Below are 20483 nucleotides of genomic sequence, written 5' to 3' on the forward strand. Positions count from 1 at the left end.
TATGAAGCAGTTTTTGAATCTAATGGTCTTAGTCGTCGCCATCACCGCGATCTCTGCAACCGTAGTAGCCGACGTACCTCAGGTGATAAACTACCAGGGTCGTCTGACCAACCCGTCAGGTGATCCGGTGGACACTACCGTGCAGGTCGTGTTCAGTATTTGTGCCGATTCACTGGGGTCCGCTTGCTCATGGACCGAGGTGCATCCAAATGTCGTTGTTACCGATGGACTCTTTGATGTCCTGCTGGGCTCGATAACACCGTTCACCGGCGTCGATTTTGCCAATGACCAACGCTGGTTGGGCGTCAACGTCGGCGGCGAATCTCTTCCCTACACTCGTGTAGTCTCGGTGCCGTGGGCGCTAACCGCGGCCGGGGTGGAGGGGTTCTCACCCGGCCCCAACAATGTCGATGAAGGTCTTTACAGTTTACTGGCTGGCGATAGTAACACGGTTTTGTCGGACTATTCATCGATCACCGGGGGCCTTGGCAACCTGGCCGACGCCCAAGTCGATGCCGACACAATACCGGATACATCAGATATCTTCAATCCACCGGGCGGCGGGCCCTCACCGCCGGATGCTTCGACCACCGGATGGGGTGCGTTTATTGGCGGTGGATGGGGGAACCACGCTCACGGCGTCCTAACAGTGGTTGGGGGCGGCTTCGGGAACACTTCGTGGTGCGCCTATTCAGCAACTGTCGGTGGTTTTAGAAATCTCTCGGCCGGTCACTTTTCTTTCCTTGGCGGTGGCTTTCGAAACTCCATCTCCAGTGACACCAACTGCTGGTGCGGCTACGCATCGGTCCTCGCTGGTGGCTTCTTGAACACAAATGACGGGCTCTACTCCACTATCAGTGGTGGCTTCGGTAACAGGATTCAGAGTTGTATATCCGGAGCGACAATCTCAGGCGGCCTTCGCAACACTGTTCTTCAGCAAACGGGTACAATCGGTGGTGGCTTGGGTAATCTGTCCAATGGAGACGGATCAACGGTCGGAGGAGGTCAATACAATAACGCAGTAGCTCAAATGGCGACAATATCGGGCGGCGGAAGATCGGACCCCACGAACCCAATCACCAACAACGAAGTGTGGGACGATTACGGTACTATTGGCGGCGGCGGCAGTAACAAGGCCGGCTCCAACGACGGTATTGAGATCAATGCCATTTACACGACTATTTCGGGCGGCAGGAGCAACGCAGCAGCGGCCGATTTTGCTACTATCGGCGGTGGCGACACCAACATAGTTTGGACGCAATACGCCACCATTGGCGGCGGCATTGGCAACGAAGCCGGTGGAACCTACTCGACAATCGGCGGCGGTGAGGGCAACATCACGCAATTCAACAATCACCAGACCATCGGTGGCGGACAAAACAACTATGTGCCCGACCCGTATGGCACGATTGCCGGCGGTCTGAATAACGAAGCCTTCACCTGGGCAACGGTCGGCGGCGGCTCGGACAACCAGGCCATCAATGAGTTCACCTTTGTCGGCGGCGGCAACCACAACGTGGCCGATGGTCATGCCTCGGTAGTGGCGGGCGGACTCGAGAACCATGCCAACAATTGGACGGCGGCCATCGGTGGCGGCCAGCTAAACTCCGCCTTCGGCGCCGTGGCGACAATCGCTGGAGGACACAACAACCAGTCCCAGGGGGACACCACCTTCATCGGTGGAGGAGCAGGCAATATTGCCACTGGTCCGGCGGCAACAATCGGAGGCGGCGCAGGTAATACCGTCACCGGCAACTTCTCGGCCGTTCTCGGCGGCGCCGGCAACATTGCCGGGGCTGAGGGCGATGCCGTGGGTGGTGGAACAAGCAACGTGACCGGACCTGGGATCAACTCCACCGTTCCGGGCGGTTTTGAAAACGAAGCCTCAGCCGACTTCTGCTTCGCGGCCGGGATCAAGGCAAAATCGGTTGATTCATGCTCGTTCGTCTGGGCTGATTGTTGCATAGAGCCAGGCCAGATCAACTCCACTCCTTACTATTCAAGCGGCGCTCGGACCTTCAACGCCAGAGCCACCGGCGGCTTCTACTTCCTTACCTCTTGTGATTCGCTCTTCGATCCGGCCACCGGTGTTGGCACGGGAGTCTATCTTCCGGCCGGCGGGTCGCAATGGCTGGCCGGTTCCGACCGCAACAAAAAGCGTATTGTCCAGGCGGTTGAAGGCAGGGAAATGCTCGAACGTATTTCGCAGTTGCCGATTTATCGCTGGAGCTACAAGGAGCAGGATGCGTCCATTCAGCACATCGGACCGATGGCCCAGGATTTCTACTCCATCTTCAAGATAGGTGACAACGACGAAACAATCGCAACACTCGATCCTTCGGGTGTCGCCCTGGCTGCAATAAAAGAGCTTTACCGAGCGAACCAAAAGTTGGAAACCAAGACTAATGAAATAGAAGACCTGAAGGCGGAGATGGCCCAGATGAAAGTTTTGCTGAAAGACATTTTGGCACAACAGCGTTCCACAACCGGCAAGTCCACCGAACTGGCTGCCAAACCGTAACATCGAAGGAGAATTGAACAATGTCGAAATCAAGATTCATTCTCGGATCCTTGGCCATACTTCTGGTCTTCGCATCGCATTCTCTGGCCGAAAAGTCCGGTTCCAAAAGGCCCCTCAAGACAAATGACGCTCAGATAGCCGAAGTTGATCAAATGCTTGAGACTGCCCGCGCCGCAATCACGGCGCGAGCCAACGAGCAGATAAACTGGCAGGTAATTGCCTCAGGTGGTACCGACGGCAGTTCCACCAACTACGCCCTGAAAGGCACCGCCGGACAGCTGACGGTAGGGAGTGGAAGCTCTCCCAACTATGGACTCAATCATGGTTACTGGCAAAACTTCACCACCGGCAGTGGCGGCTGTTGCGTTGGCATCGCCGGCAATGTAGATGATGATCCCGGGGATGTGATCGACATCTCCGACCTGGTCTATTTGGTCGATTTCATGTTTAGTGGTGGTCCCGAACCTCCCTGTTTCGAGGAAGGTGATGTTGACGGCAGCGGATCACCACCGATCGATATATCCGATCTAGTGTACTTGGTAGATTACATGTTCACGGGTGGACCACCGCCGCCACCTTGTGCGTGAAAAAGGAGACCTTCAAAATGAAGAAGCTGACTCAGTTGACTACGGTAGCATTGTCCTGCTGTCTGTTGATTGTCGGGACGGCGGATGCGTTCAAGGAACGAACGATTCCGACCAAGCCGGACAAAGCGAGCATTGGCTCAGGCTATGATCGCGGTCATGTCGAGGTGAAATTCATCGATGAGATGGACATCGGTCTATCGGCGGACAACACGCCGATTGACAGGGGCAACCGGGCGCTCAAATCGGCGCCGGCTCAGAGCGCTATCAAAACCATCGCTGATGCCGGGGGAAGTTGGAAACGGATGGTCTCGCTTCCGGAGGAAGAGATGGACGACTTGGTCAACAACGCCGAGAAAAACCTGGACCGTGACATTGCCGACCTGAATAACTACTTCATCCTCACCGTTCCGGATGGCATCCGAACCGAAGAATGGCTGGACCAGCTCAACTCACTCGCGGAAGTGGAAATTGCTGTGGCGATGCCTTTGCCCGCGCCGTTGCCTGTTCTCCCGCCCAACTATCAGAGCAACCAGGGATATCTCAATAACGCTACCACCGGCATAGGTGCCTCCACGGCCTGGGCCACTACCGGCGGAACCGGGTGGCCGCCCGCGGCAGGACCGATAAGGATCGTCGACTTCGAGTACTCCTGGAATCTCAACCACCTTGATCTCCCCTCTGTTTGGTACACCTATAATCCCTCATACACACCCTCAGATCCGTTTAGCGATGACAATCATGGTACCGCGGTACTGGGCGAAATGGCCAGTATGAACAACGGTCTGGGTACTGTCGGCGCGGTCTATGCGTCCTCCATGGCCGTATCGCCAACCTACCTGAACGGCGCGTGGCAACTTGGCGTTGCTATGACCTGGATGTTGAGTGCGACCAGCGCGGGTGACGTCTGGTTGATCGAGCAACAGATGCAAGGGCCGAATTACACCGGAAGCCCGCCCGGTACCCAGGACGGTTTGATTCCGGTCGAGTGGTGGTTGTCGTGGTACAACATCATAGTCACGGCTGTTGGCAACGGGATTCATGTCGTGGAAGCAGCCGGCAACGGACGCGAAGACCTCGACAACCCGGTTTACTCGACACTGAACGGCGGTCACTGGCCGTTCTTGCCTGCCAACAACTCCGGGGCCATTATTGTCGGAGCGGGAGCCGCACCGGGTGCATTTGGCGGCTCTGACGTTGACCGGTCACGATTGTGGTTCTCCAACTGGGGTTCGCGCGTTAACCTCCAGGGCTGGGGCGAACGGGTCTACACGACCGGTTATGGCAACCTGTATTCAGCCGATGGCAAGAACTACTGGTACACGCACGACTTCAGCGGTACCTCAAGCGCTTCGCCGATTGTTGCTTCGGCAGTTGCGATCATTGAGGGCGTCAACCAGCAGGCATCGGCCGGAGTCCCGATCAGTCCGGCCACGATGCGGAGCCTGTTGGTCTCGACCGGTTCGCCACAGCAGGCGGGAACCTATCCTGTTTCACAGAACATCGGACCCCGGCCTGATGTAAACGCCGCACTGGCCAACATGACATGTTGTGCCAATCGTGGCGACGTCGACAACTCAGGCGGCGGCACGCCTGTCGATATTGGCGATCTGGTATACCTGGTCGACTTCATGTTCAGCGGAGGACCGGCACCGCCATGTTTTGATGAAGGTGACGTGGATGGCAGCGGTACACCGCCCATCGACATTGCCGATCTGGTCTATTTGGTTGATTACATGTTCAACAGCGGACCGGCGCCACCCTCCTGTTAGAGCAACAGCGAATCTATCTGTGAAGCCGGGATACACACTATCGAGTGTGGTCCCGGCTTTCTTTTGGGCAGGCGCTAGTGGCTTGCCATTTGCGTGGTGCACACCGCAACATACGAGTCCGTCATGCCGAGGTGAGTCCAGGCATGAGATTGCCGCGCTTCTCCGCTCCGCCTGCGGCGGGGATCGTGCGCAATGACGAGAATCTGGACTCATTCACCACTCCCCAGTGGTGCCTTTCGTCACACAATGAAAGGCCAATCAGGGGCAACTTTGTAGGAATTTTGTTGACATGGCCGAAGACCGGCCAGATATTTGATGTTCCACATCAAAAGAGCTGACCCTCGATCTAAACTTCGGGGTCGGCAAGCAGGTTTTTTCACCGCGGTGCCTGACGGAGACCCGAGTTCTTCACAGGCTCGGCAACAAAGGAGAACCCGAAATGTTAGATCGTCAAATGCTCTGGCCCGTAAGCAAGCTGGTTCTAGGTCTGACACTGATCGTGTTGTGCGCGGCCGCAACCATAAGCGGTGGAACCATAAGCGGCAACGTCTCGGATGTCACAAGTGGTGATGGTTTATTGGGAGCGACTGTTACCGCGATACCTACTGATGAGACGGTCGATTGGGTCCAACAAGCCACCTCTGAAAGCGGTGCTTTCGAACTCAAGAACTTACCTGCCGGTGAGTACACGGTCAAAGTAACTTTCATGGGCTTCGTCACCACGTCGTACACGGTGAATCTTGATTCCGAGTCTGCGTCTGAAACGTTGGACGCTGCCTTGAAGCCTGCTCTGTTGAATTTTGGTGTGGTTTCGGTGACGGCCTCTCGTACTCCGGAGAAAACTGTGGACGCGCCTGCTTCGGTGAGTGTGGTCAAGTCAGAAGAAATCCAGGAGCGGACCACCCTGACACCGACCGAACATATTAAGGGTCTGCCGGCGGTCGATGTTGCCTCCACCGGTCTCAACCAGTCGAACGCGGTCGTGCGCGGTTTCAACAATATTTTCTCCGGTGCTCTTCTGGTGCTGGTCGATGATCGCCTGGCCAGAGTGCCCTCCCTGAGGTTTAACGCCTATAACTTTATTTCAACGCCCAACGAGGACATTGAGCGTATTGAAATAGTCTCCGGTCCGGGTTCTGCTCTGTATGGACCTAACACATCCAACGGCGTGATGCACATGGTGACCAAGTCGCCCTTTGAGTCGCAGGGAACCACTGTTAGTCTCGGCCGCGGTGAACGCAGTTTGGGCATCGGCTCTTTTCGCCACGCCGGTAGTTACCAAAACCGCATCGGTTACAAGATTTCCGGTCAGTACTATCAGGGTAACGACTGGGAATCGTTTGAGCCGTCAGAGCCCGAGAAAATCCAGTTGGTTCGGCTGACTACCTCCGGCGAGGAAACAATCGGCGATTCAATTGTCAACAGCCGCGATTTTGATATCGAAAGAATCGCCGCCGACGCCCGCGTTGACTTCCTCGTCAATGAAGACCTCTCGCTCAGACTCAACTCAGGCTTCAATCGGGCCAGCAGTATCGAACTTACAGGTCTCGGTGCCGGACAGGCCATTGACTGGACCTACAACTATTACCAGGCTCGCATGAAATACAAAGACCTGTTTGTTCAGGGATTCGTAAACATGAGCGATGCCGGGGATACCTATCTTTTGACCAGCGGTCGCCTGATCGTCGATAAGTCTCGGCTTTGGGTGGCTCAGTTGCAGCATCGCTACTCGCCGTCCGAACGAGTCAACCTCACTTACGGTTTGGATGCCATCTATACACGCCCCAACACCGAGGCGACTATCAATGGTCGTCATGAGGACGATGACAGCATCGATGAATTGGGCGCCTATCTGCAATCCGACATGAAATTGAACGACCAGTTCAAGCTGATCGCCGCTGCTCGTGTCGATGACAACAACAGACTTAAGGATATGGTTTTTTCACCGCGTGCGGCCCTGGTCTACCAGCCGAAACCCGGTCAGAACTTCCGCGCGACCTACAATCGTGCTTACAGTACGCCGGACAACAACAACCTCTTTTTGGACATCCTACAAAAGCCGGACGTGTTTGGCATCGGCGCGAGTTTCTCAGGAGTGTTGGGCTATGAGCCGAATATCGACTTGCGGGTGCAGGGTGTGCCCGAGACAGGTTTCACCTGGCGGATGACCGATGCCGGTCCTTCGTTCCGTTCGCCCTTTGCGCCGCTGGCCGGTCTTACATCGTCCGACTACATAGCATTCAACGATCCGGCGTTCACCAATGTCATGTGGACAGTCGGCCGTGGAGCCGTGCTGGCCGCAGTCCCGGCCGGATTGCAGACCGCGGTTGCCTCTGTGACACCGCCCGTGGTGACCGGCGTGAACAACACTCTGATGACGCTGGACCCGGACATCGGGACCTTCGTGCCGTCGACGGTCGACGATATTGCCGACATTGAGCGGCTGGAACCGACCATTACGCAGACATTCGAGCTGGGCTACAAGGGTAACGTCGGTAACCGGTTCAGTTTCTCAGTCGATGCCTACCGCACCAACAAAGACAATTTCATCGGCCCTTTAACTGTTGAAACACCGAACATCTTCATGGACCCGGCCACCCTGGCTGCTTATCTGGGACCAGAGTTCGCGGCCAACTATGCCGCAGCCGACCCAGCCACCCAGGCGGCGCTGGATAATCTTGACGCCAACGGCAACGGCCCGGTCGATGAACTGACCGCCATGTTCGTCGGTGGCGCAGCCGGGATTCCATTTGGTACGGCCAGTCCGGAGCAGGCTTATGTGCCGGATGCGGTGATGGTAACCTATCGCAACTTTGGCGACGTTTCGTTTTACGGCGCGGATTTCGCCTTTGCCTGTCATCTTCACCGGAACTGGGACCTTGGCGGTGTTTACTCTTATGTCTCCAAGAACTTCTTTGAGAAGAATGAGGACCAGGTACACGACATCAACCTGAACGCTCCCAGGCATAAGGTTGGTTTGTCGCTTCGATGGGCGCATCCGGAGCATGGTCTGAATGCTCAGACGCGCTTCCGGTGGGTGGATGAATTCGACATGGACAGTCCCTTCTTCGGGTCGACCGTCGAGTCGTACTACTTGTTCGATCTGAATGTGGGCGTGAAGCTCTTTGAGGCTACTAATCTTTCGCTTACCATTCAGAATGTCCTGGATGAAAAGCATATCGAGTTTGTCGGCGGACCGGAACTTGGACGTTTGGCCATCGCCCGTGTCACCCAGACTTTCTGATCTTACCACACAGCTTTTCTACGCCCGGCGGTGCACCAGCATCGCCGGGCTTCTTTGTGTATACCACTCCTTGTCAATCAACGGCCGGTCACACGGATTCGCTGACGTCCTCCGCGGCGGACAAGACCCACCGCAACAGACTGGAGGCCTTTTTCAACACTCCCCTTACAGCGGGTATCCGTTCTGATCATGTCTGATCTGTGTACATTCGCGATATCATTGGTTCTTGCCCCCCACCAGTTTTTCTTGACAGCCGCCGGTAAATCCGCTAGTGTGCAGCAAAGTCTGTCCAAACGAAGAAAGTGAAAAATGTCCAAACCAAGACAGTGTCTTCTCGGTTTCGTCGTAGCAATTGCGCTCCTCCTGCCGATCAGCGCATCAGCGGACGAACAACCTATCAAGATATTCGGCTACTTTCAAACTAAACTCGGTCACATCAATATTCCCCCCGGACACAATGAGAACTCGTTTCTCGTGCAACAACTCAATCTGATACTTAGTAAGGATATCGGAGATCGATGGCGAACGCATGTCAATTTCGAGTTCCTCAATACGTATTCATCGGCGCGTAACTGGGGAGATATGAATCTCGAAGAAGCCTGGCTGAGATACAAACCAAACGACCGTCTCAGCTTTCGATTCGGATTGCAGATTCCGATATTCAACAACTTGAATGCTATCAAGACGAAGATGCCGCTTCTGCCATATATCCTCCGTCCCTTTCCGTACGAATCTTCATTTAGCGAGATCATAAACATCGAGGCGATGGCGCCGCAACGAGCTTTCGTGCAGGTGGACGGCTATCTTCCTCTGGGGCCGGATAAACTCGAGTTCGCGGCCTACCTGGGTAACAGTCCCGACATCGACAGCGCCGGCGGGCGCGAACATTTTGTGCGCGGCGCTGATACCACCAACAGCTTTTTGGTAGGCGGGAGGGTTGGTCTTAATGTCCGCGAAGACGTAAAGATCGGTGTATCGATCACGCGCGATCAAACCAATATGCTGGCGCCGCTGGCCGATCCTCTTGGCGAGGATGTGTCGCGTTTCGAAAGTGCTCTCAGGCTCAGGCTTGGCGGCGACCTCTCGTTTCAGTGGCGTGACATATACTGGGAGAGCGAGGCGATCTATGTGACCGTTGAGGAGGACAAGGAAGATTTTGATCTGGACATGACCTATCTTTATGGTACCCTGGGCTATCACTTCAGCGAGCAACTGTTTGTTTACGGAAACCTGCAATACACGGACGGCAATGAAGGGAACGCACGACGGGAGATCGACGACTCGGTCAGCCCGGCCGATACGACGATAGTGACATTCAGAACCAACGCCGAATCCACTTTTCTGGTCGCCGGGGCCACATATTCCATCAACGACAGAATCGTACTCAAACTCCAATACGGCAAATACGACGGAACGGTAACACCGAAGTACGTGAGTGAATTGGATGAGCTTAGGTTTTTTGCAGCAGCCGTGTCGGTGATGTTCTAGCCATGAAGACCTACTGGTATAAGTATCGTAGTGTAGTCGCCTTCTTCTGTGTTCTTGCGACGTTCGCCGTTGGCAAGGCACAGATAGCCGTGATTGCCAATACATCGGTTCCGATTGAGAGTCTCGACAAGGAGATGCTCTTCGATGTGTACAGGTGTGATGTGCAGACATGGGACGACGACACCAAGATCATGGTGTGGGATCTGGGTGAGCGCGGCGCGACCCGAAAGGCGTTCTACGAGTTCATCGGAAAGAGGCCTTCTCGCATGAAATCTCTGTGGATGAAAAAGCTCCTAACCGGCGACGGCGACCCTCCCGAGGTGGCTGAGTCCGAGGAGGAGATGCTCGAGAAGATTATCGGCACACCTGGGGCGATTGGATACGTAAACCAGGAGTTGGTGGACGACCGCGTTAAGCTCCTGCTGGTCATTGAAGAAGAGTAGAATGGGATCGATTGGGTGTCAACAGTGGGCCGACGACTCAGTGCGATGAGTAGGACAAGGCCTATCCGCCCTGTCGTGTCCACTCCGTTCTCGTCAGTGAGAATATGCGTTTCAGGGACCTAAGTCTCAAGTCCAAGCAGCTAGTTGCATTCGCGCTGGTTCTGGCCGTGGTAACGACGGCCGCCGGATTCATCTTTCACCGCATGACCCTTCTGACGGAGTCGTTCGACGAAGTGGCGATCAACTGGTTGCCGCGATCTGTGGCCATTGCCGAGCTGAGTCGGGGTATCAGTAACTACCGCACGCTTGCCCTCCAGCACACCCTCACAACCGATGCGTCGGCAAAATCGTCGCTCGAAAGGCTAATCAGTTTGCAGATCGATCAGATCGGCGACTACCTGGATAGATACGAATCACTCCGAGGCCGATCGCGCGAGAGTGGACTGGTGTCGGCCACCGAAGATTCTCTCTATGAGATGTTCGATTCGGATTGGGATGAGTACCAATCTGTCTTTCAGGAATGGATACAACTCTCACGACAAGATGACAATGAAGCTGCCAGAGCACTCATCGCCGGAACCGGGGCCATGCTCCACGAAAACATTCGAGAGCATCTGGAGGAACTGGTCGACCATATCACCGAGGCGTCTTCCAACGCGGTCAGCCGGGCCGAGGAACGTCATCATTCCACCCGAAAGGTCTTTGGATTCCTACTGCTCGTATCGATGGCCCTTTCAGCCCTGATTGCGGTGAGCATGACCCGCTTGATCGCCCGCCCACTTCAGCAACTCGCCACAGCTACCGAGCATGTCTCCGAAGGCAATCTCGACGTTCATCTCGATGTCTCCGGGAATGACGAAATCGGCAGTCTCGGTCAGTCGTTCAATCACATGGCGCTGTCGATACGCCAGGCAAGGGCCAAGACCGAGCAACAAGCTAAACGTCTGAGAGAACAAAACGCAGCCCTTGAGGCGGCCTTGGTGCGCCTCAAAGAAGCTCAAGAAGAGCTGCTTATGAAAGAGAAGATGGCCAGCCTGGGAAAACTGGTGGCAGGTCTGGCGCACGAGATAAACAACCCGATTGGAACTGTTATCGGGTCCATGGACACTTCCAAACGAGCTCTGAAGAAACTGAAAGACAAACTTGCCGGTGGAACCTCGCATTCAGACCTGCAAGTCGATCCGGAGTTCGAATTGTGTATAAACACGCTTAATAAAAGCACCGAGATTACGATGACAGCCAGTCAGCGTATTGCGAGCATAATTCAAAGTTTGAAAAACTTCTCCAGACTTGACGAGGCCGAATACCAGGTTGTCGACATTCATGAAGGTATTGAGAGCAGTTTGACTCTCCTGGGACACAAGGAACTCGGGCATGCCAATGTGGTCAAACGGTTTGGCGACCTGCCGCTGATAGGGTGCTATCCCGGACTTCTGAACCAGGTATTTATCAATCTCATCAGCAATGCCGCACAGGCAATTGTCGAGTCCGGCTCAATCACCGTCAGGACCCATCAAGCAGGGGACCGGGTAGTAATCGACATTACGGACACGGGCGTTGGGATTCCACCGGAACGATTGGAGAAGTTGTTCGATATCAGTTTCTCGACCGACACATCACGGGTAAAGATGGGCGCTGGTCTGGTGACCGCGCACAGTATGGTTCAGAAGCACGGCGGGCAAATCGAGGTTGCGAGTGTAGTCGGCGAAGGCTCAACTTTCACGGTCACGCTCCCTCTGATTGCCAGGCAGGATAGTCCGGACTAGTTGGCGGGTTGGGAGGCATTTGTGGTGGCTGCACAACAGCCCATGCCAGAGCCCCTGCAGAGTGATCGAACTGGCTTCCATCCGGATCGTTACGTTAGCTTGCCTCTTTGGGGTCCTGAAAAAGGATTGTCGCTACGTCATTCTTGATCGGGTCGCGACGGACGACGTACCAGCGCTTGTCGTCGTTCTGGCCGGTCTCAACGAACTGCGTGAACCGTTTCAGTTCTGGCAGCCGCGGCTGGTCATGAATATGGGTCTTGTCGTAGCTGAATAGCGCTTCATAAACGAGTGTTCCGATTTCGGCAACCGGGCCGTTCCCAATAAGGTGCTTGCAAAGACCTTCCCAGGCCTCCTTGTCCTGATCGTCCCTGACATCGACGAATAGCTTGCTCTTCATGTACTTCGGAATCGACTCCTCGTACTCACCTTTTCGCAGGAGCGCAATGAACTTCTCCTCCGCCCCGGCATAAATCTCCGAGTTGATAAGCGCTGTCTCCATGCCGACTCCGCGCTCTCTATTATTGGCTTTCTGAGCATAGGTTGGCGTGCAGATCAGCAGGACGAAGCGTGAAGATTCGACGGCCGCTTCGGCAAACCTGTGAATGTCGTAACCGGGCTTCAGGTCGGTCTGGTCAAGAACAACTTCCAAACCGCGACTTGCCAGATCCTGAGCGGCACCCAGGACCCAGGCCTTGTGCTCTGCGTCATCATGTGAATAGCTGAAGAAAACTCGGGTCATTTCGCTCACTTTCGTGTAACCAGATAGCGCCACACCGAATTGCCGGCAGTAGTGTAATTCAGAAAAGCCGTCCGTATCGGCGTCTTGTCATCTGGCCGTGTTTTGGAACTGCCTGAACTCCTAAGGATAGACAGTTTCTCCCACAATGCCTACACCATGGTCTAGGTCCGGCATCTTTGCAACATACGTTCGTGTCCTCGGTTTCGCAAACTAAACGCGCTTTCACCGCGATGGTCTGGAGTGATATCGGCGGGACCTACCGGTATCGATTATTGTCTAAGTGTGAGTACATTTTGAGATATCTGCACTTCATTCTCCGGGCGCTTGGTTGCCTTGATTTGGCCAAATGTGAGGCTCGTAGACAATCAGGCTCGGTGTGGCCGCCTGGGCCATATTCGATCTTGCGCGACCACGGTTGACCCCCTATCCTACAAGCACTGCCGGAGTGGTGGAATTGGTAGACACCAGGGACTTAAAAAGGGAAATCGCAAAAAACGCAAGTGATTGTACTGCAACGAAACATGATGTACACCAGGGGAATACAACGTTTACTTACACGCATGTATTAACTCCTAATTGCCTCGATTTGGCCCTACTATGGACACTGTATGGACACCGGTGCATCGGCGCATGCGAGTTAGCTGCTGTCAGGCAAATAGAGTCATTCTTGATCACTCAATGGGTTGCCGGAGACTTAATGCGGATAGCGGAGAGGGGGTATGATAGCAAGGTGATAAGTCTCTAGATCCAACACCACCGGCCACAGTACCGGCATTGGGTGGTGAGCAATAGAATCAGTACGGACAAGCAACGGGTTCGGGGCCTCCCGTGAACATGTAGTCCACAACATAAACCAAGTCGGCAATGTCCAATAGTCCCATACTGCCGTCTACATCGGCTTCATCGTAGCAATCCGGTTCGGGGCCACCTGAGAACATGAAGTCGACCAGGTAGACCAGGTCAGCTATATCCATTTGATCGGCTGGATCGTCGTCTATGTTCCCTGCTATGCCGGTGCAGCAGTAGTCCTGAAGGTACTTCAAAGTTATGAAGTCACTCGTATAAGAGGCGCTGGGGTAAACTGATAAGCCGGTTACGTAAACAGCCCCGGTATTGTCTACGACAATGGCCTCCGAAAGGTCAGTATCACTCTCCGGTCCGTCGTATCGTTGGGTCCACCGTTCATTGCCGTCTCTATCATATTTGATAGTGAGAAAATCGCCGTAGTTTTGTTCCCCGTCATAACCAGTGATATAGATGCCTCCGTCGCTGTCCAGAGCCATGTCTCGAAGAATGTCCATAGAGTGTTCCGGGCTCTTATAATAGCGAATCCACAACGTGTCGCCACTCCCGGATATTTTGACCGTTCTAAAGTCGTGATCGGGCTCTTCCGGTGCGCCTCCAGCGATGATTAGATTGTCTTCGCTGTCGACACCTATATTGGGTATAGCGGTTCCTAAGGATGGGTTTACCCACGCCGTGTCCCCATTTGGATAGAGCTTTGCAATACCGGTCCCACAGACTATAACAGACTGCGCGTTGTCCAGCACGATGCACGAGCCCCCCGGAGTTCTCGACCACAGCAAGGTGCCGTCGGCATCGTACTTAATGGTGATCTGTTCTCCGACGACGTAGACCGCCCCCGAGGCGTCAACGGCTATCGCTTCTCGTCCATTCAATCCACCGGGACTGTAAATCCTCGCCCAGGCAGTGTCTCCGTTAGGAAGATACTTGGCTGTCAGGAATCCATCGTTCTGGCCTATGTGCCCGGTGACATATGCATTGCCGAGTGCATCGACAGCCAGGTCGCTGGCATGATTCTGGTAATTGGTGGGGAGGTTCAAAAGCCTCGTCCAGACAGTATCGCCGTCAGGAGAGTACTTGATTGTGGCATAATCGGCGCTGTGTTCGACTCCGGAAACAGTGCACAGTATGAACACGTTTCCAGATGGACCCACCTCAATATCTACCACATCGTCGTCGTCGCCACCCGGCCCGTCGTAATCCGCGATCCAGAACCGGTGTCCCGTGGGCGAATACTTCACTGTGGCCAGATCATCACTTGATGCGCCGGCCACCACGCCTGTCACGTACAGGTTGCCGTCTGCGTCCAGGGCCAGAGCACGGGCCCAATCCAAGGCACCGTTGTAAACGGGATACTGACGTGTCCAGTCCAGCTCCACGTTCTGAGCACTTGCGGCTACCCCTAACTGTAGTGTAAAAATAATACCCAATGCACGCCATACGCTCTTTGGCATTCTCATGTTAAACATCCTCTTAGTCATAACGGTCCCCTCATGTGATTCACCAGCTCCGAACACAAAAGTCTACCCGACATCATCCCTGCTTAGTTGTATCATCCTGAGTCTTGCAGGAGCATTATAAACCATGTTGAAAAGTTGTCAAGCAAAAAAAATGGACAAATGAGATTTGTGACTTGACACACTGTGGCAGATGGTGTATTATATTATGATATCAGACATCTTTTCAAGTAGACTATGTGCCCGGTCACATAGGTATTGCCGAACTCATCAACAACCAGATCGCTGGCATGCTGGTAACCGGTGGGGAAGTTCAGAACACTCTCCCACAGCGTGACGCAATCAGGTGAGTACTTGATTGTGGTGTAGTTCACATTCGGCCCTGTCCAGAGAGGACTCCGCTTGGAATGTATCCGGATAATCCGGATGGGCTGCGGCAGTCTCAGCTTGAGCTTAAACCTGATCCGGTGTTTACGGTGGTCGTGCAACGCCGCAGATGAAACCACGGTTTCTGCCGAACAAAAAGCCCTGCCAACGCGTGGCAGGGCTTCAGCCGGGAGAGTTAACTGTGTCTATGGCGGCTACGATAACCACATCCGGTAAATCGTGTAAACTGCAGCGATACCGGCGCCGATTAGCTTCCAGTACTTTTTGCGCGGTTGCCACCGTTCCCAACGGAAGTAAAACCACCCTCCTCGCTTTTCGGCTTTGCCGGTGAGGTTGCTGCTACTGCTCGTGTTCATTCGCATAATTACTCCGCGATGATAAAAGGTTGGTGGATAGGTTTATTGAGTGAATTTATTGCCACAGCTAGAATAAGCATCTTGGAAGCAAAAGTCAGGCAAAAAAAATGGACAAATGAGATTTGTGACTTGACACGGACTGGCTGATGGCATATGTTGAAATACTAACCATATTCTCAACCAGGGCCCCGGCTGTTGCCAAAAAGGTCCACTGTAGACCCCTTTGGGCGGTAGAGCAGGGTGGGAAGATGTGCAATTTGATCGGTAATGTTGCAAGGTATCCGTCGAACCGCATTTTTCGGAGGAGGAATCGAATGCAGATCAGAAGAGGTTTAGCCATTGTGTGGATGATAGCCATCGCTCTGTTGGCTGTCATAAGTGCAAGTGTTCTTGGGGAGGAAACACGGGTCAACGACCGGTTTTTTATCAAATTCGCTTCCATACCGCCATTTGATACCGACACCGGCGACGTATTGGAGCACGACTCACTTGATTCTGATGTTTATGATCTACTGAATGACTACAACTGTGATTCTCTCAAAAAATGGTATTCAGTTCTCCAGAATTGCAATATGGCCCAATGGTATACTGCTTTCCACTCCGGGCGACCGGAACTGGGGAATCTCGAAGACACTATGCTGGCGCTGGGAGCAATTGAAACAGTAGATTATTACGACACCGGATGTGTGTGCGAGGAAACCAGCTGGCCACCCGATGATCCAGATTATAAAGACAACCAGGAGTTCCTCTTTCGTTTCCTCAACCTCGACTCAGCTCACATGATCGAAACAGGTGACACTTCGATTATCATCGCAATCTATGCCGGCGATCCCTATCAATGGTCACACGAGGACCTCAAACCGAATCTCTGGGTTCATCCAGGTGAGGATCTTAACAGCAACGGGACATTGGAGCCGTGGTGGGACACATTGGACTCAAACGGTGTCTACGGCGATTTCGACGGCCTGGACAACGACAGCGATGGCTTCATAGACAATCTGATAGGTGGATACTATAGTTTAGACGACATCAAAGAGGCGGAAACCGTTGGGCATTTCCATGAGACTCCCTCGGCGGGAGTCGCCGCTGCTGTGGACAATTTTAAGGGGGGACGCGGAGCTTGCCCCGATTGTCGATTGGCTGGCTGGTCGAGGCATCAGGATGCTGACAGCGTGCCCGAGATGCTGATTCGCGAAGGCGTGCGTATCCTAAACAAGAGCCGGGTATGTAGAGAAAGAAGCGAAGACAAACTATTTAATGACTTTCTCGAGGAATTGGCTGATTCGAACGGTACTTACTGCAAATCTGGCGGCAACTATGTGGGCTTGGCATGTTGCAGTGGTGCGCCGACCTGTGTGGCCGGCTTCGGCTTTGCTGACACGGTACCTGATTCCAACTCTCTGCTTGTCGCAAGTTACTCGACTGGTCACGATGTTGCCTTCGCACTACCGGCCAGCGACGTCTATTGGACCACCAGGATGCAATCTGGGTACGGCGGTTTTGGAGGTTCTTCCGCCGCCAGTCCAATGATGGCCGGAATCTATGGCCTAATGATGTCCTATGACCTGCACAACGATACTATTGACTGGACCATCGATTCAATAACTAACCGCTTAGCAGCATCGTGTACACCCATTGAGCCACTTTTGGTCAATGCTCCCCCGGAGGTGATCGGTGGATTTGGATATGGATACCCCAATGTCTATCAGGCCATGACCGTAAGGGGCACTTACAACGCTTACCGGCTGAGTCATCAGCGCTTGACGCTGTTGGATACTCTCGAGGCCGTTAAACGTCCCTATTGGGCGGGCGATTCGTTGACATTGGTGTTTGGTTGGAAGTGTGACGTCAAAGACCTTGATAGTGTGAGAGTCACGCTCATTTCTCCAGACCTCACCTTGGATTTCATTGATGCCACCACCCTGTTCGAAGACGTGGCCAGAAGCTCTGTGTATGAGGATACACTAAGTTTTGTAGTGCCGCTGAGTGCGGAGGCCAACGAACCATACCAACTGATGCTGGTCATGTCTGGTTCCGATGGCTACGTTGACACGATTTCAGTTCCGGGTATTGTACTGTGTCCAAGGCCGGAATACTCGGTAACCGACCTAACGACATCACCAACACAAATTCCTCCACCATTTTACGCGTATCCAACAGCGGCCAATGTTGATGCCGATGCGAGTCTGGAAGTTCTCTTTTACAAGACTGATTCGCTCTACTGCCTTGACCTGGGCACGGGAGTCGCGGAAACAGGCTTTCCCAAATACTGTGACATCGTCCCATCTCAAACAAACGGTATCGTCTCACCGGCCCTGGGCGATTTAGATGGAGACGGAGCAATGGACATTCTTTACAGCCCCTCAGAGTACTCAATTACTGTCGTTGACGGCGACGGTAGCGCCTTGACAGGCTGGTCCACCAAGACGTTCTCAGCTCGGCACTTGTGTTCCCCTGTTATCTCGGACCTGGACATGGACGGTTCATTGGATGTTATCCTGGTCACCGGCGATTCGTTGCATTGTTTCGATAACCAGGGCAATGCTGTATCCGGTTTTCCGAAGGCTACGGCCGGTTACGCGCCGAAAACATCGCCAAGCGTGGGTGATCTTGACGGAGATGGGTTTCCAGAGCTGGCCTTCGTTAGTGACGGCGGTCTGGAGATTTTCGACGCTCTGTGCGATACATCTCGTTATATCAACACGGATTTTTCTGGAAACCGCAACACGAAAATGGGTGATATTAACATCGATGGCAGGTTGGAGCTACTGGTTCCCGATGTCTTTCCAGATAGCACGCTTGGACACTTGGTAGTTGTTGCATATGACGCAGACTCCGGTTTCACGACGAAGGATACACTTTTATACGGCAGCCCAACTAGGCCGTTTTTGCCCCGCAACAATGATACTTGTGGCTTTGATGGCTACTCACTCGCCGATGTCACCGGCAATGGGTTTCCCAACGCAACAGCTATCAACAATCTTGAGGTGGAGTATGCATCATATGCAGATTGTTGGATGTATTTTGACTCTGCAGGCGGGCAACAAACACTGTTGGATAATCAAGAATTCCTGAAATCATTCAACCATTTTCAACAAAATGACCTGACAGAACATAGCATGAGTCATGTTACATACTGCAATCTCGATGGAGACAGTGACATGGATATGCTGTATAGCTGCGTCGGAGGTCATTATCTATACGGACACAATATCGACGGAGATCCGTTGTTCGGCAATAGTCTCAGGGTAGTCTTCGATTTCCGTTCGCAGCAGGCTCCGTTTATGAGCGGAGGCCAATACCTCCACACACCAGTTATGGGGACGGCAGTGGTTCCGGATGGGAACAAGACCTGGATTATCACGTCCGACGAATGCAGGTGGACAGTCGGGACCGACATGCACAGGTCCGCTAGTGTGCGATGCCTGCAATTGGATTATGCCAACCCCAAGCAAGAATGGCCGCTGTACCGTCATGACACATACATGACCGGCTGCTACCGCCAGCCCTGGATGGGTGTAATCGATACCAACATTACCTGGCGCGATACTGTCTACTTGTACGGGGATCTTACTATCTCAGGAGGCGATACCCTCACCGTTAAGGCAGGCACGGTAGTACTTTCACATGATGACGACTTTGGGCGCGCAGGTGGTGATACTACGAAAGTAGAGTTGACGGTACAAGGTCACCTGAGTATAGAAGGCACCAGTTCCAATCACATTGTCTTTAGTTCACTCGACGGTACCGCTGGAGATTGGTATGGTATAGTTGTTGATAGCGGCAGTATCTCAATGAACTATGTCGACATCAAGTATGCCTATGCCGGTGTCTACGACAAAGGAAGCAGTACCGATACGATTCTAAACTGTGTCATCTCTAACAGTGACGTCTACGGTATTCGGACAGAGAACTCCGATCTTCTGATCAAGAACACAACTGTGAAAGACATGACGACCGGTTACGGGATATATGTGGACTCCTGCCAACCGAGTCTGGTTGACGACTCGGTGATCGCGTGTGAGGAAGGTATATACCTTAAGCGGAGCAAAATGACTCTTGAGGATTGTGTCATTGTTGGACCGGGCGCAACCGGTGTACATGTCTGGGCCACTTCGGACAGTGCTGCACATCTGACCGACCTGGAGATCACCGGTAGTTTCACCCGACACATATACCTGGATGCAACCAGCGCTGAAATCAACAATTGTGTCATTGCATCACCCACCGATTCCACCAGATCAGACTATGGAATCCTGGCCTCACTCACTTACGACGTGAAATTGCGAGAGACCGCTATCCACAATTACGATGCAGCCGGGATTTACGCGGGGTTTTGCATCTTTCAAGGCGAGAGTGACGAGTGGAACTTGGGTGATTATGACACGACGCAGGGGACACACGGTAACAACTCGATCCACACTGATGACGAACCGTCGTATGCCGTCGATGGGCCAACAAGTGGGCCCAATCTTCTGGCACATGGCAACTACTGGGTTACGTGTCCACATGAAGATACAACCCTGTACCGTCTGGCCGGTACTTACATAGTGTCGGACAGCGCTTGTCTGGAGACTGACCCCCATGCACCGGCGGGTAAAGCTCAGGTGACCGGCGAACTGGCAAACTTACCGATGCGATTTGAATTATATCCAAACTACCCTAACCCTTTCAACCCCTCTACGACTATTCGGTTCGATCTGCCAAAGACAACCGACGTACACTTGGTTGTCTACAATCTTTTGGGACAGAAAGTGATTACACTTAAGGATGGTGTCATGCCTGCAGGCTGGCATTCAGTAGTTTGGAACGGTCGAAGTGGTGGCGGCAAGCCGGTGGCTTCAGGCGTGTACTTCTACCGCATTGAAACCGACTTCGACGTAAGCAGCAAGAAGATGATGCTCATAAAGTAGTGAGAGAGG

The 20483-nt window shown here is 53.4% G+C and carries 12 protein-coding genes; 8 read left to right on the top strand and 4 right to left on the bottom strand.

Going from position 1 to position 20483, the window contains the following annotated elements; all coding sequences use genetic code 11:
- The first annotated feature begins 1 nt into the window (after nt 1).
- From OEV49_03440 to OEV49_03470, 7 genes are all read left to right on the top strand, one after another.
- On the top strand, nt 2-2521 hold the full coding sequence (locus OEV49_03440; protein ID MDH3890114.1) for a tail fiber domain-containing protein: 2520 nt from the start codon (nt 2-4) through the stop codon (nt 2519-2521).
- Between the two features lie 20 nt (nt 2522-2541).
- Complete coding sequence (locus tag OEV49_03445) at nt 2542-3108, top strand: hypothetical protein (protein ID MDH3890115.1); 567 nt, start codon at nt 2542-2544, stop codon at nt 3106-3108.
- Nucleotides 3109-3125: 17 nt separating this feature from the next.
- Nucleotides 3126-4877: a S8 family serine peptidase gene (locus OEV49_03450; GenBank protein MDH3890116.1), complete on the top strand. Its 1752-nt coding sequence runs from the start codon at nt 3126-3128 to the stop codon at nt 4875-4877.
- 439 nt (nt 4878-5316) lie between these two features.
- The gene (locus OEV49_03455) at nt 5317-8121 is read left to right on the top strand and encodes a TonB-dependent receptor (protein ID MDH3890117.1); all 2805 of its coding nucleotides are present in this window, start codon (nt 5317-5319) and stop codon (nt 8119-8121) included.
- 309 nt (nt 8122-8430) lie between these two features.
- Nucleotides 8431-9609, top strand: coding sequence for a hypothetical protein (locus tag OEV49_03460; protein ID MDH3890118.1), 1179 nt, complete (start codon nt 8431-8433; stop codon nt 9607-9609).
- 2 nt (nt 9610-9611) lie between these two features.
- The gene (locus OEV49_03465; protein MDH3890119.1) at nt 9612-10052 is read left to right on the top strand and encodes a hypothetical protein; all 441 of its coding nucleotides are present in this window, start codon (nt 9612-9614) and stop codon (nt 10050-10052) included.
- 104 nt (nt 10053-10156) lie between these two features.
- On the top strand, nt 10157-11818 hold the full coding sequence (locus OEV49_03470) for an ATP-binding protein (protein MDH3890120.1): 1662 nt from the start codon (nt 10157-10159) through the stop codon (nt 11816-11818).
- Nucleotides 11819-11912: 94 nt separating this feature from the next.
- Here the strand turns inward: OEV49_03470 and OEV49_03475 are convergent, their stop codons facing one another.
- The 4 genes from OEV49_03475 to OEV49_03490 form a co-directional block, all read right to left on the bottom strand.
- A complete protein-coding gene (locus OEV49_03475; protein ID MDH3890121.1) occupies nt 11913-12557 on the bottom strand; it encodes a toll/interleukin-1 receptor domain-containing protein in 645 nt (214 codons plus the stop codon).
- Nucleotides 12558-13351: 794 nt separating this feature from the next.
- Nucleotides 13352-14821: a hypothetical protein gene (locus tag OEV49_03480; protein ID MDH3890122.1), complete on the bottom strand. Its 1470-nt coding sequence runs from the start codon at nt 14819-14821 to the stop codon at nt 13352-13354.
- 203 nt (nt 14822-15024) lie between these two features.
- Entirely contained in the window at nt 15025-15192 is a 168-nt protein-coding gene (locus tag OEV49_03485; GenBank protein MDH3890123.1) for a hypothetical protein, read from the bottom strand.
- 207 nt (nt 15193-15399) lie between these two features.
- Nucleotides 15400-15567: a hypothetical protein gene (locus OEV49_03490; GenBank protein ID MDH3890124.1), complete on the bottom strand. Its 168-nt coding sequence runs from the start codon at nt 15565-15567 to the stop codon at nt 15400-15402.
- A gap of 308 nt (nt 15568-15875) precedes the next feature.
- Between OEV49_03490 and OEV49_03495 the strand changes: the two genes are divergently transcribed.
- Nucleotides 15876-20474 carry a right-handed parallel beta-helix repeat-containing protein gene (locus OEV49_03495; protein ID MDH3890125.1) on the top strand — a complete coding sequence of 1533 codons (4599 nt, stop codon included), beginning with the start codon at nt 15876-15878 and terminating at the stop codon, nt 20472-20474.
- Nucleotides 20475-20483 lie beyond the last annotated feature (9 nt).

The organism is Candidatus Zixiibacteriota bacterium (genome assembly GCA_029860345.1).
In the GTDB taxonomy this organism is placed as follows: Bacteria; Zixibacteria; MSB-5A5; order GN15; family FEB-12; genus JAJRTA01.

Excerpts from the sequence above, each read along its gene's own strand:
- OEV49_03450 (MDH3890116.1), top strand. The coding sequence starts at position 3,126 with ATGAAGAAGCTGACTCAGTTGACTACGGTAGCATTGTCCTGCTGTCTG.
- OEV49_03455 (MDH3890117.1), top strand. The coding sequence starts at position 5,317 with ATGTTAGATCGTCAAATGCTCTGGCCCGTAAGCAAGCTGGTTCTAGGT.
- OEV49_03480 (MDH3890122.1), bottom strand. The coding sequence starts at position 14,821 with ATGAGAATGCCAAAGAGCGTATGGCGTGCATTGGGTATTATTTTTACA.
- OEV49_03470 (MDH3890120.1), top strand. The coding sequence starts at position 10,157 with ATGCGTTTCAGGGACCTAAGTCTCAAGTCCAAGCAGCTAGTTGCATTC.
- OEV49_03440 (MDH3890114.1), top strand. The coding sequence starts at position 2 with ATGAAGCAGTTTTTGAATCTAATGGTCTTAGTCGTCGCCATCACCGCG.
- OEV49_03490 (MDH3890124.1), bottom strand. The coding sequence starts at position 15,567 with ATGCGAATGAACACGAGCAGTAGCAGCAACCTCACCGGCAAAGCCGAA.
- OEV49_03465 (MDH3890119.1), top strand. The coding sequence starts at position 9,612 with ATGAAGACCTACTGGTATAAGTATCGTAGTGTAGTCGCCTTCTTCTGT.
- OEV49_03460 (MDH3890118.1), top strand. The coding sequence starts at position 8,431 with ATGTCCAAACCAAGACAGTGTCTTCTCGGTTTCGTCGTAGCAATTGCG.
- OEV49_03495 (MDH3890125.1), top strand. The coding sequence starts at position 15,876 with ATGCAGATCAGAAGAGGTTTAGCCATTGTGTGGATGATAGCCATCGCT.
- OEV49_03475 (MDH3890121.1), bottom strand. The coding sequence starts at position 12,557 with ATGACCCGAGTTTTCTTCAGCTATTCACATGATGACGCAGAGCACAAG.
- OEV49_03445 (MDH3890115.1), top strand. The coding sequence starts at position 2,542 with ATGTCGAAATCAAGATTCATTCTCGGATCCTTGGCCATACTTCTGGTC.